Raw genomic sequence first — 15,887 nt, 5'->3', positions numbered from 1 at the left:
AAACCTGCTGGAGAGAAAGGAATGTCTTCATTGATTCGCGCCGCTGTCCTCGGCCTGGCCCTGGCGGGCCTGGCTGGCTGTACCTCAAAGCCGGTACTGACCCCGCAAGAGCAACTTGTGGTCGGCCACAACTACAGCCACGAGCAAGTGCAGCAGGCCATCCTCAAGGCCGTCGCCGAGCGCGGCTGGACCGCACGCACGGTCAGCCCGAACCTGATCCAGGCCGACATCCTGGTGCGCAATACCTTCTATGCCGCCATCGACATCCGCTACAGCGTCAGCAACTTTCGCATCAACTACCGCGACAGCCGCGAGCTGGGTTACAAGAACGGCAAGATTCACCGTAATTACAACCGTTGGGTGAACAACCTCGACAAAAGCATCCTGCAAGAGCTGAACAGGATGGAAGCGCAAAACATGGTGCAACGCGCCATCAACGAACAGCACTCGAACACTGTCAAATAATCAAGGAACGACACAATGCGTCTGAAAACCTGGACCGCCACCGCCACTTTGCTGCTCTGCGCCCTGCCCGGCCTGAGCCAGGCTCGCGACACCACTCACTACCTGCCGTTCGAGAAAGTCGTGGCGCAGATGACCGCCGAGAACAAGCTCGACGGTTCGGTGAAGTTCTACCTGGCCGGCGTGCAGCCAAAAGGCAAGGTCACCGTGGTCAGCCCGGCGGCGATCACCAACAAGAAGACCAACGCTTTCAACAAGTCTGATGAAGCGGCCTGCGAATGGGCCCTGCAATCGGCGCTGCTGACCATGCAGGACGCCGCGCGCAAGGTCGGCGCCAACGCCGTGACCAACATCAGCAGCTACTACAAGCGCAACGAGCGCAAGGACGCCACCACCTACGAATGCCACGCCGGCGCGGTCATGGCGGGCGTTGCACTGAAGGGCGACCTGGCCAAGGTCCAGTAACTCAGCTGCGTTACAGGGCTTGCCGGGTCAACAGCTCGGCAAACGCCCTGGCCATCGCCGACGGCGCAGCGCGGCGCTGCACCAGCCACACCGCCGTCACCGCGTCGTCGTCAAGCAAGGTCCGGTACACTACGCCATCGATACGCATGCGCTGGAACGAAGCCGGCAACACCGATACCCCCAACCCCGCAGCCACCAGGCCGATGATGGTCATCGCCTCCCCCGCCTCCTGGGCAAAATGCGGACTGAACCCGGCCTGACGCGCCAGGCTCAGCAGTTGCGCATGCAAGCCACTGCCGTAGCTACGCGGAAAAAACACAAAGGGTTCGTGGGCCAGCTCGGCCATATGCACCCCGGCTTCGCTGCCCTCGGCCAACGGGTGAGCGGCATTGATCACCGCCACCAGCGGCTCGCGAAACAGCTCGACGGCATTCAGGCTCTCGGGCAACGCCAACGGCCGCATCAGGCCGACTTCGATCGACTCGTCGAGCAAGGCATCGGCCACGTCGCGGCTGCTCATCTCCTTGAGGTTCAGGTGCACGGCCGGGAAGCGCTGGCGAAAGGCGTGAATGGCCTTGGGAATGCTCGAATTGAACGGCGCCGACGAAGTGAAGCCGATCTTCATCTCGCCCAGCTCGCCCAATTGCGCGCGCCGGGCGACATCGGCGGCCTTGTCGACCTGCGCCAGCACCAGCCGCGCCTCTTCAAGGAATAGCCGCCCGGCCTCGCTGAGCTCGACCCGACGATTGGTACGCTCGAACAGGCGCGCCCCCAGCTCCTGCTCCAGGGCCTGAATTTGCTGGCTCAACGGTGGTTGGGAGATCCCCAGGTTCTGCGCCGCCCGGCCAAAATGCAGCTCTTCGGCGACGGCAATGAAGTAGCGCAGGTGACGCAATTCCATGGCGGCTCCAATAGGTCGTAAAACCTCTTAAACAGGTCGAACAATATATTGGAAATGATCATTAGCCAGCTATATGCTTTTTTCACTGCCTGACAGGCCGTAGCGCCCCCGAGGTCCCCCGTGAAAACTGCTGTTGCGCCACACGCCCACGAACTGCCCCCTGCTCCGCTGGACGAAATCGTCGCCACCCTTAACGAAAGCTGGATCGAAAAAGGCACCCCGGCCTTTTTGCGCACCGTACTGGCGCTGTTCTGCGGCGGCTTTGCCACCTTTGCCCTGTTGTATTGCGTACAGCCGATGATGCCGCTGCTGTCGCAGGAATTTTCCATCAGTGCCGCGCAGAGCAGCCTGATCCTCTCGGTGTCCACCGGCATGCTGGCCTTCGGGCTGCTGATCACCGGGCCGATTTCCGACCGCATCGGGCGCAAGCCAGTGATGGTCTTCGCCCTGTTCTGCGCCGCGCTGTGCACCATCGTCAGCGCCCTGATGCCCAGCTGGCACGGCGTGCTGCTGACCCGCGCGCTGCTCGGGTTGTCGCTCAGCGGCCTGGCGGCGGTAGCCATGACCTACCTGAGCGAAGAGATCCACCCCCAGCACATTGGCCTGGCCATGGGCCTGTACATCGGTGGCAATGCCATCGGCGGCATGAGCGGGCGGCTGATCACCGGGGTACTGATCGACTTCGTCAGCTGGCACACGGCGATGTTGGTGATCGGTGGCCTGGCGCTGATTGCTGCGGCGGTGTTCTGGAAGATCCTCCCCGAATCGCGCAACTTCCGCCCGCGCTCGCTGCACCCGCGCAGCCTGCTCGACGGCTTTACCCTGCACTTTCGCGATGCAGGCTTGCCGTGGCTGTTCCTTGAAGCCTTCCTGCTGATGGGCGCGTTCGTCACCCTGTTCAACTACATCGGCTATCGCCTGCTGGCCGAACCCTATCACATGAGCCAGGCGCTGGTCGGGCTGCTGTCGGTGGTGTACCTGTCGGGCATCTACAGCTCGGCGCAGATCGGCGCCCTGGCCGACAAGCTGGGCCGGCGCAAGGTGTTCTGGGCAACCATTTTGCTGATGTTCAGCGGCTTGTTGATGACCCTGCTCAGCCCCTTGGCGCTGATTATCGTCGGCATGCTGGTGTTCACCTTCGGCTTTTTCGGCGCGCATTCAGTGGCCAGCAGCTGGATCGGCCGCCGGGCGACCAAGGCCAAGGGCCAGGCGTCGTCGTTGTACCTGTTCAGTTACTACGCGGGGTCGAGTGTGGCGGGTACAGCGGGCGGGGTGTTCTGGCATCAGGCGGGGTGGAACGGCATCGGCCTGTTCATTGGCAGCTTGCTGGTGGTGGCGTTGCTGGTGGCGGTGCACCTGAGCCGGTTGCCGGCCAAGGCCTGAAATGCAAATCGCGGGGCGACCCGACTTGCCCCGCGATGCATTGTTTAGTTGATCACTTCAACCAGGTCGACATCCACTTCACGGCTCATCAGGTGCTTCTCGACTTCACCGGTCAGCTTGACCTTGGTCTTGTCGTTGAAGGCTACTGCCGGCAGGTCTTCGTCATCGATCTCGACGGTGATGGTGCCGGTGGTGTCCTTGAACTCGTACTTGTCATCGTTGTTCACTTTCTTGATGACGTAGCCTTGCAGCACAACCGGGGTGTCGTCAGCGGCGTCATTGGCGGCAGCCACCGTGGTCACCGACTGGGCGCCAGGGCCGGTGTAGCCGGCGGCCAGGGCAGCGGTGCTGAACAGCGGGGCAAGCAGCAGAGCGAGGTAACGGGTTTTCATGGTGAAGATCCTGTCTGGGTTTCGATGGAGCCAGATTACCCATGCAGGCTGAATTGAACCTTAATAGCAAAACGCCCGGCATAGGCCGGGCGTTTTCGTGTTGCAGCGCTGCTTACTGGTGGTATTGCGCCGACAGCTCGTGCACGGCGTTGATGAACGCGCCGGCGTGCTCCGGATCAACCTCGGGGGTGATGCCGTGGCCAAGGTTGAACACATGACCGCTGCCCTTGCCGTAGCTGGCGAGGATGCGCCCGACTTCGGCACGAATGGCCTCTGGCTTGGCGTACAGCACGGTCGGGTCCATGTTGCCCTGCAGGGCAACCTTGCTGCCGACGCGCTGGCGCGCTTCGCCGATGTCGCAGGTCCAGTCCAGGCCCAGGGCATCAGCGCCGGCATCGGCGATGCTTTCCAGCCACAGGCCGCCGTTCTTGGTGAAGAGAATGACCGGCACCTTGCGCCCTTCGTGCTCGCGGATCAGGCCGCTGACGATCTTGCGCATGTAGGCCAGGGAGAACTCCTGGTAGGCCGCCGCCGACAGGTTGCCGCCCCAGGTGTCGAAGATCTGCACCGCTTGTGCGCCGGCGAGGATCTGCCCGTTGAGGTAGCTGATGACCGACTGCGCGAGTTTGTCGAGCAGCAGGTGCATGGCTTGCGGGTTGTCGTAGAGCATGGCCTTGGTCTTGCGGAAGTCTTTCGACGAGCCGCCTTCGACCATGTAGGTGGCCAGCGTCCAGGGGCTGCCGGAGAAGCCGATCAGCGGCACGCGGCCGTTGAGCTCGCGGCGGATGGTGCTGACCGCGTCCATGACGTAGCCCAGGTCCTTTTGCGGATCAGGGATCGGCAGCGCCTCGATATCGGCCAGGGTGCTGACGACCTTCTTGAAGCGCGGGCCTTCGCCGGTTTCGAAATACAGGCCCTGGCCCATGGCGTCGGGGATGGTGAGGATGTCCGAGAACAGGATCGCGGCGTCCAGCGGGTAGCGGTCCAGCGGCTGCAGGGTGACCTCGCAGGCAAACTGCGGGTTCATGCACAGGCTCATGAAGTCGCCGGCCTTGGCGCGGCTGGCGCGGTATTCCGGCAGGTAGCGGCCGGCCTGGCGCATCATCCACACCGGGGTGACGTCTACGGGTTGCTTGAGCAGGGCGCGCAGAAAACGATCGTTCTTCAAGGCAGTCATGTCGGCATCCGGAAAAAAAGTGGGGGCATTTTCTCAGAGCCCAACGTAAAAGGCACGGTATCAACCGTGCCTTTTGTCTATCGACTTGTGACAGGTCAATAGATTTTGTTGAATTCATCGCGGGTCAAGCCCGCTCCTACACAGGTTCTGTAGGAGCGGGCTTGTCCCGCGAAGCTGTTTCAGACGCCCAGGTAATCCAAGATCCCCTCGGCGGCATTGCGCCCCTCGAAGATCGCCGTCACCACCAGGTCGGAACCGCGGACCATGTCGCCACCGGCGAAGATCTTCGGGTTGCTGGTCTGGTGCTTGTAGGTGTTCTTCTCCGGCGCCACCACGCGGCCCTGGCTGTCGGTCTGGATGCTGAACTGCTCGAACCACGGCGCCGGGCTCGGACGGAAACCGAAGGCGATGACCACGGCATCGGCCGGGATGATCTCTTCGGAACCCGGGATCGGCTCGGGGCTGCGGCGGCCACGGGCGTCCGGCTCGCCGAGACGGGTCTCGACCACCTTCACACCTTCGACCTTGTCTTCCCCGACGATCGCGATCGGCTGGCGGTTGTAGAGGAACTTCACCCCCTCTTCCTTGGCGTTCTTCACCTCTTTGCGCGAGCCGGGCATGTTCGCCTCGTCACGACGGTAGGCACAGGTCACGGCCTTGGCGCCCTGGCGGATGGAGGTGCGGTTGCAGTCCATCGCCGTGTCGCCACCACCGAGGACCACGACCTTCTTGCCCTTCATGTCGACGAAATCTTCCGGCGACTTTTCAAAGCCCAGGTTGCGGTTGACGTTGGCCACCAGGAAGTCCAGGGCATCGTGCACGCCCGGCAGGTCTTCACCGGGGAAGCCGCCCTTCATGTAGGTGTAGGTGCCCATGCCCATGAACACCGCATCGTATTCCTCGAGCAGTTGCTCCATGCTGACATCCTTGCCCACCTCGGTATTGAGACGGAACTCGATGCCCATGCCGGTGAAGACTTCGCGGCGATTGCTCAGCACGGTCTTTTCCAGCTTGAACTCGGGGATGCCGAAGGTCAGCAAGCCGCCGATTTCCGGGTTGCGGTCGAACACCACCGGGGTTACCCCGCCGCGCACCAGTACGTCGGCGCAGCCCAGGCCGGCCGGGCCGGCGCCGATGATGGCGACGCGCTTGCCGGTCGGCTTGACCTTGGACATGTCCGGGCGCCAGCCCATGGCGAAGGCGGTGTCGGTGATGTACTTCTCCACCGAACCGATGGTCACCGCGCCGAAGCCGTCGTTAAGGGTACAGGCACCCTCGCACAGGCGGTCCTGCGGGCACACCCGGCCGCAGACTTCCGGCAGGGTGTTGGTCTGGTGCGACAGCTCCGCGGCGGCGAGGATGTTGCCTTCGGAAACCAGCTTCAACCAGTTGGGGATGAAGTTGTGCACCGGGCACTTCCACTCGCAGTACGGGTTGCCACAACCCAGGCAGCGGTGGGCCTGCTCGGCCGATTGCTGGGGTTTGAAGGGTTCGTAGATTTCCACGAACTCTTTCTTGCGTTGACGCAACAGTTTCTTCTTCGGATCCTTGCGCCCGACCTCGATGAACTGGAAGTCATTGCTGAGACGTTCAGCCATTTTCAATACCTCTTTACCGCAGTTGCTAGCTTCAAGCTGCAAGCTGCAAGACGATCACGTGGGCCGGCAAACCTCGTACTGCTTTGAACTTGCAGCTTGAGGCTTGCCGCTTGCCGCTACTGCGGGTTGGCACGGGTGCTGGACAGCAGGTTCTTCAGGTTGGCCGCCTTCGGCTTGACCAGCCAGAAGCGCCGCACGTAATCGTCCAGGTTTTCCCAGAGCTCACGACCCCATTCGCTGTTGGTTTCTTCGACGTATTCAGCCAGCACGCGCTGCAGGTGGCTGCGATAAGCCTCCATGGCCTCGCCACTGATGCGCTGGATCTCGACCAGTTCGTGGTTGAGCTTGTCGACGAAGCTGTTGTCCATGTCCAGTACGTAGGCAAAACCACCGGTCATGCCCGAGCCGAAGTTGTAACCGGTCTTGCCCAGAACGCAGACAAAGCCACCGGTCATGTACTCACAGCAGTGATCGCCCGTGCCCTCGACAATCGCGTGGGCACCGGAGTTGCGCACGGCAAAGCGCTCGCCCGCGGTACCGGCGGCGAACAGCTTGCCGCCCGTGGCACCATACAGGCAGGTGTTACCGATGATGGCGCTGTGCTGGGTGGCGAACGGGCTGCCCGCAGGCGGCACAATCACCAGCTTGCCACCGGTCATGCCTTTGCCGACGTAGTCGTTGGCATCGCCTTCGAGGTACATGTTCAGGCCACCGGCGTTCCACACCCCGAAGCTCTGCCCGGCAGTGCCCTTGAAGCGGAAAGTGATCGGTGCCTTGGCCATGCCCTGGTTGCCGTGCAGACGGGCGATTTCGCCGGAGATCCGCGCGCCGATGGAGCGGTCGCAGTTGCAGATGTCCAGTTCGAACTCGGCGCCCGACAGGTCGCGAATGGCCGGCAGGGCCATGTCGACCATCTTCTCGGCCAGCACGCCCTTGTCGAACGGCGGGTTGCGGTCGACTTCGCAGAACTGCGGCTTGTCGGCCGGCACGTGTGGGCTGCCCAGCAACGGGCTGAGGTCCAGGTGTTTCTGCTTCTCGGTTTCGCCGGGGAGCATTTCCATCAGGTCGGTACGCCCGATCAGCTCGCCGAGGCTGCGCACACCCAGCTTGGCCAGCCACTCGCGGGTTTCTTCGGCGACGTAGGTGAAGAAGTTCACCACCATGTCGACGGTGCCGATGTAGTGATCCTTGCGCAGCTTGTCGTTCTGGGTGGCGACGCCGGTGGCGCAGTTGTTCAGGTGACAGATACGCAGGTATTTGCAGCCCAGGGCGATCATCGGCGCGGTACCGAAACCGAAGCTTTCGGCGCCGAGGATGGCCGCCTTGATCACGTCGAGGCCGGTTTTCAGGCCGCCGTCGGTCTGCACCCGGACCTTGCCGCGCAAATCGTTGCCGCGCAGGGTCTGATGGGTTTCGGCCAGGCCCAGTTCCCACGGCGCGCCGGCGTACTTGATCGAGGTCAGCGGCGAAGCGCCGGTGCCACCGTCATAGCCGGAGATGGTGATCAGATCGGCATAGGCCTTGGCCACGCCGGCGGCGATGGTGCCAACACCGGCTTCTGCCACCAGTTTGACCGAGACCAGCGCCTGCGGGTTGACCTGCTTGAGGTCGAAGATCAGCTGCGAGAGGTCTTCGATCGAGTAGATGTCGTGGTGCGGCGGAGGCGAAATCAGGGTCACGCCAGGCACGGCGTAACGCAGCCGGGCGATCAGGCCGTTGACCTTGCCGCCTGGCAGTTGGCCGCCTTCACCCGGCTTGGCGCCCTGGGCAACCTTGATCTGCAGCACTTCGGCGTTGACCAGATACTCGGGAGTGACGCCAAAGCGGCCGGTGGCCACCTGCTTGATCTTCGAGCTCTTGATGGTGCCGTAGCGGGCCGGGTCTTCGCCGCCCTCACCGGAGTTGGAGCGCGCGCCCAGGCGGTTCATCGCCTCGGCCAAGGCTTCGTGAGCCTCCGGCGACAGCGCGCCGAGGGAGATACCGGCCGAGTCGAAGCGCTTGAGGATCGCTTCCAGCGGTTCGATCTCGCTCAGTTCCAGCGGCTGCTCCAGGGTTTTCACCTTGAGCAGGTCGCGGATCATCGACACCGGACGCCTGTCGACCAGTGCGGTGTATTCCTTGAACTTGGCGTAGTCGCCCTGCTGCACGGCGGCCTGCAGGGTGTTGACCACGTCCGGGTTGTAGGCGTGGTACTCGCCACCGTGGACGAACTTCAGCAGGCCACCCTGCTGGATCGGCTTGCGCGCGCTCCAGGCTTCGGCGGCGAGCAGCTTCTGCTCATTCTCGATGTCGACGAAGCGTGCGCCCTTGAGGCGGCTGGCAACGCCACGGAAGCTCAGGTTGACCACTTCTTCCGAAAGGCCGACGGCTTCGAACAGCTGTGCACCCCGGTAGGAACCGACGGTCGAGATGCCCATCTTCGAGAGGATCTTCAACAGGCCCTTGGAGATGCCCTTGCGGTAGTACTTGAAGACTTCTTCAAGATCACCGAGCACTTCGCCGGTACGGATCAGGTCGGCCAGCACTTCGTAGGCCAGATACGGATACACGGCCGAAGCGCCGAAGCCGATCAGCACGGCAAAGTGATGCGGGTCGCGGGCGGTGGCGGTTTCCACCAGGATGTTGCTGTCGCAGCGCAAGCCCAGTTCAGTCAGGCGGTGATGCACCGCACCGACGGCCAGCGAGGCATGCACCGGCAGTTTGCCCGGGGCGATATGGCGGTCGCTCAGCACCAGCTGGGTCTTGCCGCTGCGCACGGCTTCTTCGGCCTGATCGGCGATGTTGCGCACCGCCGCTTCCAGGCCCAGGCTCTCGACGTAGTTGAGGTCGATCAACTGACGCTCGAAGCCGGGGCGGTCGAGGTTCATCAGCGAGCGCCACTTGGCGGGCGAGATCACCGGCGAGCTGAGGATCACCCGCGAGGCGTGCTCTGGGGATTCCTGGAAGATGTTGCGCTCGGCGCCCAGGCAGATCTCCAGCGACATGACGATCGCTTCACGCAGCGGATCGATCGGCGGGTTGGTGACCTGGGCGAATTGCTGGCGGAAGTAGTCGTAGGTCGAACGCACGCGCTGCGAAAGAATCGCCATCGGCGTGTCGTCGCCCATCGAGCCGACCGCTTCCTGGCCTTGTTCGCCAAGCGGACGCAGCACCTGGTCACGCTCTTCGAAGGTGACCTGGAACATCTTCATATACTGCTTGAGCTGGTCAGCATCGTAGCTGGCCACGCCCTGGTCATCGCTGAGGTCGGCCTGGATGCGCAGGGCATTCTGGCGCAGCCAGCGCTTGTACGGATGGCGCGACTTGAGGCGGTTGTCGATGGCGTCGGTGTCGAGGATCTGCCCGGTTTCGGTGTCCACGGCAAAGATCTGCCCCGGGCCGACCCGGCCCTTGGCGATCACGTCTTCAGGCTTGTAGTCCCACACGCCGATTTCCGACGCCAGGGTGATGTAGCCGTTCTTGGTGGTGACCCAGCGCGCCGGGCGCAGGCCGTTGCGGTCGAGCAGGCACACCGCATGGCGGCCTTCGGTCAGTACCACGCCGGCCGGGCCGTCCCATGCTTCCATGTGCATGGAGTTGTATTCGTAGAACGCGCGCAGGTCGGCGTCCATGGTCTCGACGTTCTGCCACGCCGGCGGAATGATCATGCGCACGCCGCGGAACAGGTCGATGCCGCCGGTGACCATCAGTTCGAGCATGTTGTCCATGCTCGAGGAGTCGGAACCGACGCGGTTGACCAGCGGGCCGAGTTCTTCGAGGTCCGGGATCAGGTCGTTGGCGAACTTGGTGCGCCGCGCCTGGGCCCAGTTGCGGTTACCGGTGATGGTGTTGATCTCGCCGTTGTGGGCGAGGAAGCGGAACGGTTGCGCCAGCGGCCATTTCGGCAGGGTGTTGGTGGAGAAGCGCTGGTGGAACACGCAGATCGCGGTTTGCAGGCGCTCGTCGCTGAGGTCCGGATAGAAGGCGGCGAGGTCCGCCGGCATCATCAGGCCTTTGTAGATGATGGTTTTGTGCGAAAAGCTGCAGATGTAGTGGTCGGTGTCGGCGGCGTTGGCCACCGAAGAGCGACGACGCGAACTGAACAGCTTGATCGCGAATTCCTGATCGCTCAGGCCTTCACCGCCAATGAACACCTGCTCGATCTGCGGCAGGCGCTCCAGGGCCAGGCGGCCGAGGACGCTGGTGTCGATCGGCACTTTGCGCCAGCCCACCAGTTGCAGGCCGGCCGCGAGGATCTCGCGGTTCATGTTGGCGCGCGCGGCTTCAGCCTTGGCGTTGTCCTGATTGAAGAACACCATGCCGACCGCATATTGCTTGGGCAGCTCAGTGGCGAACTGTTCGCGGGCCACGGCACGCAGGAACTGATCGGGCTTTTGCATGAGCAGACCGCAACCGTCGCCGGTCTTGCCGTCGGCGTTGATCCCACCGCGGTGGGTCATGCAGGTCAGGGCCTGGATGGCCGTTTGCAAAAGGTGGTGGCTGGGTTCGCCCGTCATATGGGCGATCAGGCCGAAACCACAGTTATCCTTGAATTCTTCGGGATGGTACAGACCTGTTTTCATAGACACTTTCTCACCAGGTTCGCCTCTCACCAAGGCAAATCTTTTTTTAGTACAACCACTTACCATCCACGCCGAACGAATGCCAGCTTTGCGGGGGCAATAGGGGAGCCATTGTTGCACAGCGACAGGGAAGCCCACAAATTTACGACGAATTGCCGTAAGTCCATGTCGCATTTTTGAATGTTTTTAAGCGTGCGCCGTGGTAACGGCATGGCTTGAGTCTGAAGCGTTTCAGCCTGGACTGCAAGAACGGCTTGTGGCCGGCAGTCTGGGACAGAAAAGCCTGCCGCGCAGTACGCAGCAGGCTTGACCGATGTTCAGGAGTCGCTCAGCAGGTGGCGGGGGTAGTGCCACCAGGCTATATCAGCGGGTCGAGGCCAGTTCTTGTTGGACGCTGGCGACGGTACGAGGCCAAGGTTTACCAGCCTGGACCTTGGCTGGCAAGGCCTTGATTGCAGCCAGGGCGGCATCACGGCTGGCGAAGTTGCCGTAGGTGATGACGTACAGCGGCTTGCCCTGCAGGGTTTTCTTGAAGTAGCGATAGTCGCCACCCTGAGCCTTGACGTAGGCCTGGGCCGACGCTTCGGAGCTGGTGCCGAGGATTTGCACGACATAATTGCCCGGCTTCTGCCCGGCGTACCAGCTACCACCGGCTGCGGGCTTGGCGGCCGGCTTATCGACAGGCTTGGGCGCAGGCTTGGCGGTTGCAACCTGGGTTGGCGCAGGCTTGGCTGCAGGAGCAACCGGCTTGCTGGCAACAGGTGCTACCGACTGCTGCACAGGTGCAACCGGTTGCGCAGGGGTTGGTGCGGGGCCAGCGGTGACACCTGCCGGTGGCGCGATAGTGGTGACGGTCGGCGGAGTAGACGGCTGCAGCGCGGTTTCGCCGGCTGGCGTCGACTCTTCGCCTTCACCCATGCCGGTAGACTCGGCCAGCGGGCCACGCATGACCGGTTGCGACTGACCTACCAGCGGCAGTGGCATCGGCTGCGAATTGCCGGCGAATTCGATCGCCGGGCCGCCGTTGTTCGATTGGGCATTGCCTGGCTGACCTTCGCCCAGCGGCAGTTGCGCCTGTTCGGCAGGGGCAGTTGGCGCCTGATCACCCTTCTTCGGCATCAGCACGGCGGCCGCGACGGCGACCACGACAACTGCAGACAGCGCCAGCACATGTTTCTTCGGCATATTGAACCCCATTGATGGTCGCTTCGCCGTGGTCCGGCTGGCGATCATGGCTTCGATCAAGGTATCGCGGGCAACCTGGTTGATAGTCCCGGGCCAGCCGTCAGAGTTTTGGTGAATATCAACGATCTGCTCACTGCTGAACACTTCGATGCCCCGCCCGGCACCTTCCAGGCGCTGCTCGAGGTATTCACGGGTTTCTTCTTCGCTGTAGGGCTCAAGCTCGATGACATGAAAGCGCTCCTGCTCGGCATTGAGCTCTTCCAGCCCGGCGATCAGTGACGGCTCGCCAAACAGGAAGACATGCGGACGCCCTTCCGGGGTACCCGCCGCCAATTCCAGCAAGGCTTGGAGTGCCGACTCGCCAAGTTGTTCCGCATCGTCCACCAGCAGATAGACTTCCTGCCCGGTCAGCGCCAGTTGTACCACCTGGGCAAGGATGTCCGGGACTTCAGCCTGGGCCACGCCCAATGACTGGGCCACCTGGCCGAGCAGGCTGGCGGCATCGCTGGCGCCACGGGCGGAAACCACCACGCTCTGCACCGATTGCTTGTTGGTGCTGGCCACCAGGGCCTGGCGCAGCAGGGTCTTGCCACTGCCTTGAGGGCCAGTGACCACCAGCAGCAATTGGCTGTAGCGGGCCAGGTGGTGCAATTGGCCGAGTACCGGCTTGCGCTGGGCTGGGAAGAATTTGAAACCCGGCACCCGTGCAGCGAAGGGGTCGTGGTTCAACTGGTAATGGCCGAGAAAGGCCTCGTCGGCATGCAAACTAGTCATCGGACGCTCATCAACCTCAAAGCTGGGCCACGATCGCGCGGTAATCCGCGGCCAGCGTGGCCTGAAGAATCTCTTTCGGATAGTCGTCGGTGACCACCGCTTCGCCCATGCGGCGCAGCAGGACCAGACGCAGACGACCGTCGAGTACCTTTTTATCTACTGCCATGTGTTCCATGAACTGCGCCGGGGTCATCTCGGCGGGCGGCACCACCGGCAAGCCTGCGTTCTGGAACAGACGGATACCACGGTCACGCTCCTGCTGGCTGATCCAGCCCAGGCGCATGGACATTTCCAGGGCCATTACAGTGCCCGCCGCGACGGCCTCACCGTGAAGCCACACACCATAGCCCATGTGGGTCTCGATGGCGTGACCGAAGGTGTGGCCCAGGTTCAGCGTGGCACGCACGCCCGACTCGCGCTCATCGGCGCCCACTACCGCAGCCTTGGCCGCGCAGGAACGACGAATGGCCTCGGTCAGCGCCACCTGGTCAAGGCCGCGCAAGGCCTGCATATGCTCTTCGAGCCAGCCCAGGAAGGGTTCGTCACAAATCAGGCCGTATTTGATCACTTCGGCCAGGCCCGCCGACAGCTCGCGCGGCGGCAGGCTATTGAGGCTGCGGGTGTCGATCAGCACCGCGTTGGGCTGATAGAAGGCACCGACCATGTTCTTGCCCAGCGGGTGGTTGATGCCGGTCTTGCCGCCTACCGACGAATCGACCTGGGACAACAAGGTAGTCGGCACCTGGATGAAATCCACGCCGCGCTGGTAGCAGGCGGCGGCAAAGCCGGCCATGTCGCCGATCACCCCGCCGCCAAGCGCTACCACGGTAGTGCGGCGGTCGTGGCGGGCGGTCAGCAGCGCATCGAAGATCAACTGCAGGGTTTCCCAGTTCTTGTAGGCCTCGCCGTCGGGCAACACCACCGGCAGTACCGAATAGGCACCCAGGGTCTTGCTCAGGCGTTCGAGATAGAGGGGTGCGACAGTCTCGTTGGACACGATGGCGACCTGCCGGCCAGCGATATGCGGCGCCAGCAGTTCAGGTTGATCCAGCAGGCCTTCGCCAATGTAGATCGGGTAGCTACGCTCGCCCAATTCGACCTTTAGTGTCTGCATGTGTCCCCACAATGAACTAGGCGCGGCATCGATGGCTCGAACCGCGCGATAACGGTGTGCCCTGTCACGGCATGACTGGTCGCCGAGGATAGTCCTGGCTTAACGGGGCGGCAACTTCTGCAAGCGCTCGAGAATATCCTGCACCACCATTCGCGGTGGCCGTTCGTCGGTTTCCACCACCAGATCGGCGATCTCGCGATAAAGCGGGTCGCGAACTTCCAGCAGCGCGCGCAAAGTCGCCTCCGGGTTGGCGGTGCGCAGCAACGGCCGGTTGCGATCACGCGAGGTGCGCCCGACCTGCTGCTCGACCGAGGCGTGCAGGTACACCACTCGCCCGCCGGCATGCAGGGCCTGACGGTTGGCATCGCGCATTACCGCGCCGCCACCGGTAGCCAGCACCACGCCATCGAACGCGCAGAGCTCGGCGATCATCGCCTGCTCGCGGTCACGAAAGCCCGGCTCGCCTTCCTTATCGAAGATCCACGGGATATTGGCGCCGGTGCGCAATTCAATTTCCTTGTCGGAATCCTTGAACGGCAGGCGCAGCTCTTTGGCCAGCAGGCGGCCGATGGTGCTTTTGCCAGCACCCATCGGCCCCACAAGTATCAAATTTCGCACAGAATCAACGACTCACAGCAATCGCCTGGTCACTCATGATACGCGGAGTCAGGAAGACCAGCAGCTCGGATTTTTTCTCTTGTAGAACATCGCGACGAAACAGCCGCCCAACATACGGCACATCGCCGAAAAATGGCACCTTGTCGACAACTTTACTTTGCACCGTCGAGTACACTCCGCCGATGACGATGGTCTCGCCATCATTGATACGCACCTTGGCGTTGACCTCGTTTTTACGGATCGCCGGCACGTGATCCAGGGCGTTGAGGTAGTCGGGCTCGTCCTTGGTCACCTTGACCACCATGATTACCCGGTTGTCCGGGGTGATCTGCGGGGTGACCTCAAGGGACAGCGAGGCCTCGCGGAAGGTCACCGAGGTAGCGCCGCTGCCGCTGGTTTCCTGATACGGCACCTCGGTGCCCTTGAGGATCCGCGCAGTTTCCTTGTCAGCGGTGACGACCTTGGGCTGGGAAATGATTTCGCCGTTGCCGGTGCGCTCCATGGCGCTCAGTTCCAGGTCGAGCAGCGCACTGTTGCGCACTAGGCCAAAGCCGATACTCGACGATGCCCGGTCCGCGCCAAGGTCGACGAAGGTATCGCCACCACCCAGGCTCAAGCCCTTGCCCAACTGCACCTGGCCACCCCAGCGCACACCCAGGCTCTTTTCAAAATCGACGTTGGCCTCGACGATCCGCGCCTCGATCATGACCTGGCGTACCGGCACATCGAGTTCGCCGATCAACCTGCGCAGCTCTTCCAGACGTTCCGGCGACTGGCTGGCGACCAGGGTGTTGGTGCGCTCATCGACACTCAGCGAACCATGGCTGGCGCCGCCGGCCTCATGGGCCATCAGGCTGTGGAAAAGCTCGGCGATATCGGTGGCCCTGGCGTGGTGGATCGGTATCAGCTCGCGCCGCGACGGCGCGGACCCGGCCAGTTCGGCAAGCGGTGCGACCAGCAATACATTGCCATCCTTGCGCTGCTCCAGGCCCTTGCTGCGCAGCACCAGCTCCAGCGCCTGGTCCCAGGGCACATCCTGCAAGCGCAAGGTCACCTTGCCCTGCACCGCATCACTGGCCACCAGGTTGACCCCGGAAAAATCAGCCAGCACCTGCAGTACCGTACGCACCTCGACATCCTGAAAATTCAATGACAACGGCTCACCGCCGTACTGTTGCTTGCCCGCAAACGCGCCGGCAGACAGGCAACAGCCTATCAGCGCCCCAACCACAGCCCCCTTGCCCATCGATGACCTC

The 15,887-nt window shown here is 62.8% G+C and carries 12 protein-coding genes; 3 read left to right on the top strand and 9 right to left on the bottom strand.

Annotated features, from left to right (window positions below; genetic code table 11):
* Window positions 1-21 precede the first annotated feature (21 nt).
* The gene (locus tag LOY22_RS01440; protein ID WP_045193943.1) at window positions 22-465 is read left to right on the top strand and encodes a hypothetical protein; all 444 of its coding nucleotides are present in this window, start codon (window positions 22-24) and stop codon (window positions 463-465) included.
* Between the two features lie 15 nt (window positions 466-480).
* Entirely contained in the window at window positions 481-927 is a 447-nt protein-coding gene (locus LOY22_RS01435) for a hypothetical protein (RefSeq protein WP_045193944.1), read from the top strand.
* A 10-nt stretch (window positions 928-937) separates the two neighbouring features.
* Here the strand turns inward: LOY22_RS01435 and LOY22_RS01430 are convergent, their stop codons facing one another.
* Complete coding sequence (locus tag LOY22_RS01430; RefSeq protein WP_045193945.1) at window positions 938-1,828, bottom strand: LysR family transcriptional regulator; 891 nt, start codon at window positions 1,826-1,828, stop codon at window positions 938-940.
* 153 nt (window positions 1,829-1,981) lie between these two features.
* On the opposite strand from LOY22_RS01430, the gene LOY22_RS01425 reads away from it, so the two are divergent.
* The gene (locus LOY22_RS01425) at window positions 1,982-3,211 is read left to right on the top strand and encodes an MFS transporter (RefSeq protein ID WP_371128663.1); all 1,230 of its coding nucleotides are present in this window, start codon (window positions 1,982-1,984) and stop codon (window positions 3,209-3,211) included.
* A 44-nt stretch (window positions 3,212-3,255) separates the two neighbouring features.
* Here LOY22_RS01425 and LOY22_RS01420 read toward each other — a convergent pair whose 3' ends face one another.
* The 8 genes from LOY22_RS01420 to LOY22_RS01385 all read right to left on the bottom strand — a co-directional run bounded on the left by LOY22_RS01420 (window position 3,256) and on the right by LOY22_RS01385 (window position 15,877).
* A complete protein-coding gene (locus LOY22_RS01420; protein WP_093377148.1) occupies window positions 3,256-3,603 on the bottom strand; it encodes a YgiW/YdeI family stress tolerance OB fold protein in 348 nt (115 codons plus the stop codon).
* A gap of 112 nt (window positions 3,604-3,715) precedes the next feature.
* Window positions 3,716-4,780, bottom strand: a complete 1,065-nt coding sequence (hemE, locus tag LOY22_RS01415; RefSeq protein WP_093377152.1) for a uroporphyrinogen decarboxylase — start codon at window positions 4,778-4,780, stop codon at window positions 3,716-3,718.
* Window positions 4,781-4,959: 179 nt separating this feature from the next.
* On the bottom strand, window positions 4,960-6,378 hold the full coding sequence (locus LOY22_RS01410; RefSeq protein ID WP_045193948.1) for an FAD-dependent oxidoreductase: 1,419 nt from the start codon (window positions 6,376-6,378) through the stop codon (window positions 4,960-4,962).
* A 116-nt stretch (window positions 6,379-6,494) separates the two neighbouring features.
* Window positions 6,495-10,940, bottom strand: a complete 4,446-nt coding sequence (gene gltB, locus LOY22_RS01405) for a glutamate synthase large subunit (RefSeq protein WP_258595914.1) — start codon at window positions 10,938-10,940, stop codon at window positions 6,495-6,497.
* A gap of 363 nt (window positions 10,941-11,303) precedes the next feature.
* Complete coding sequence (locus tag LOY22_RS01400) at window positions 11,304-12,899, bottom strand: SPOR domain-containing protein (protein ID WP_093377160.1); 1,596 nt, start codon at window positions 12,897-12,899, stop codon at window positions 11,304-11,306.
* Between the two features lie 16 nt (window positions 12,900-12,915).
* A complete protein-coding gene (aroB, locus tag LOY22_RS01395) occupies window positions 12,916-14,013 on the bottom strand; it encodes a 3-dehydroquinate synthase (RefSeq protein ID WP_010222232.1) in 1,098 nt (365 codons plus the stop codon).
* Window positions 14,014-14,112: 99 nt separating this feature from the next.
* Window positions 14,113-14,631: a shikimate kinase AroK gene (gene aroK / locus LOY22_RS01390; RefSeq protein WP_010222231.1), complete on the bottom strand. Its 519-nt coding sequence runs from the start codon at window positions 14,629-14,631 to the stop codon at window positions 14,113-14,115.
* 4 nt (window positions 14,632-14,635) lie between these two features.
* Window positions 14,636-15,877: a type IV pilus secretin PilQ gene (locus tag LOY22_RS01385; RefSeq protein WP_093377169.1), complete on the bottom strand. Its 1,242-nt coding sequence runs from the start codon at window positions 15,875-15,877 to the stop codon at window positions 14,636-14,638.
* Between the last annotated feature and the right edge of the window lie 10 nt (window positions 15,878-15,887).

It is taken from the genome of Pseudomonas sp. B21-035 (assembly GCF_024748945.1).
Taxonomy (GTDB): Bacteria; Pseudomonadota; Gammaproteobacteria; order Pseudomonadales; family Pseudomonadaceae; genus Aquipseudomonas.
This window is presented reverse-complemented; position numbering and strand designations above follow the sequence as displayed.

Excerpts from the sequence above, each read along its gene's own strand:
- LOY22_RS01440 (WP_045193943.1), top strand. The coding sequence starts at position 22 with ATGTCTTCATTGATTCGCGCCGCTGTCCTCGGCCTGGCCCTGGCGGGC.
- LOY22_RS01400 (WP_093377160.1), bottom strand. The coding sequence starts at position 12,899 with ATGACTAGTTTGCATGCCGACGAGGCCTTTCTCGGCCATTACCAGTTG.
- LOY22_RS01435 (WP_045193944.1), top strand. The coding sequence starts at position 481 with ATGCGTCTGAAAACCTGGACCGCCACCGCCACTTTGCTGCTCTGCGCC.
- LOY22_RS01410 (WP_045193948.1), bottom strand. The coding sequence starts at position 6,378 with ATGGCTGAACGTCTCAGCAATGACTTCCAGTTCATCGAGGTCGGGCGC.
- LOY22_RS01385 (WP_093377169.1), bottom strand. The coding sequence starts at position 15,877 with ATGGGCAAGGGGGCTGTGGTTGGGGCGCTGATAGGCTGTTGCCTGTCT.
- hemE (WP_093377152.1), bottom strand. The coding sequence starts at position 4,780 with ATGACTGCCTTGAAGAACGATCGTTTTCTGCGCGCCCTGCTCAAGCAA.
- aroB (WP_010222232.1), bottom strand. The coding sequence starts at position 14,013 with ATGCAGACACTAAAGGTCGAATTGGGCGAGCGTAGCTACCCGATCTAC.
- LOY22_RS01430 (WP_045193945.1), bottom strand. The coding sequence starts at position 1,828 with ATGGAATTGCGTCACCTGCGCTACTTCATTGCCGTCGCCGAAGAGCTG.
- LOY22_RS01420 (WP_093377148.1), bottom strand. The coding sequence starts at position 3,603 with ATGAAAACCCGTTACCTCGCTCTGCTGCTTGCCCCGCTGTTCAGCACC.
- gltB (WP_258595914.1), bottom strand. The coding sequence starts at position 10,940 with ATGAAAACAGGTCTGTACCATCCCGAAGAATTCAAGGATAACTGTGGT.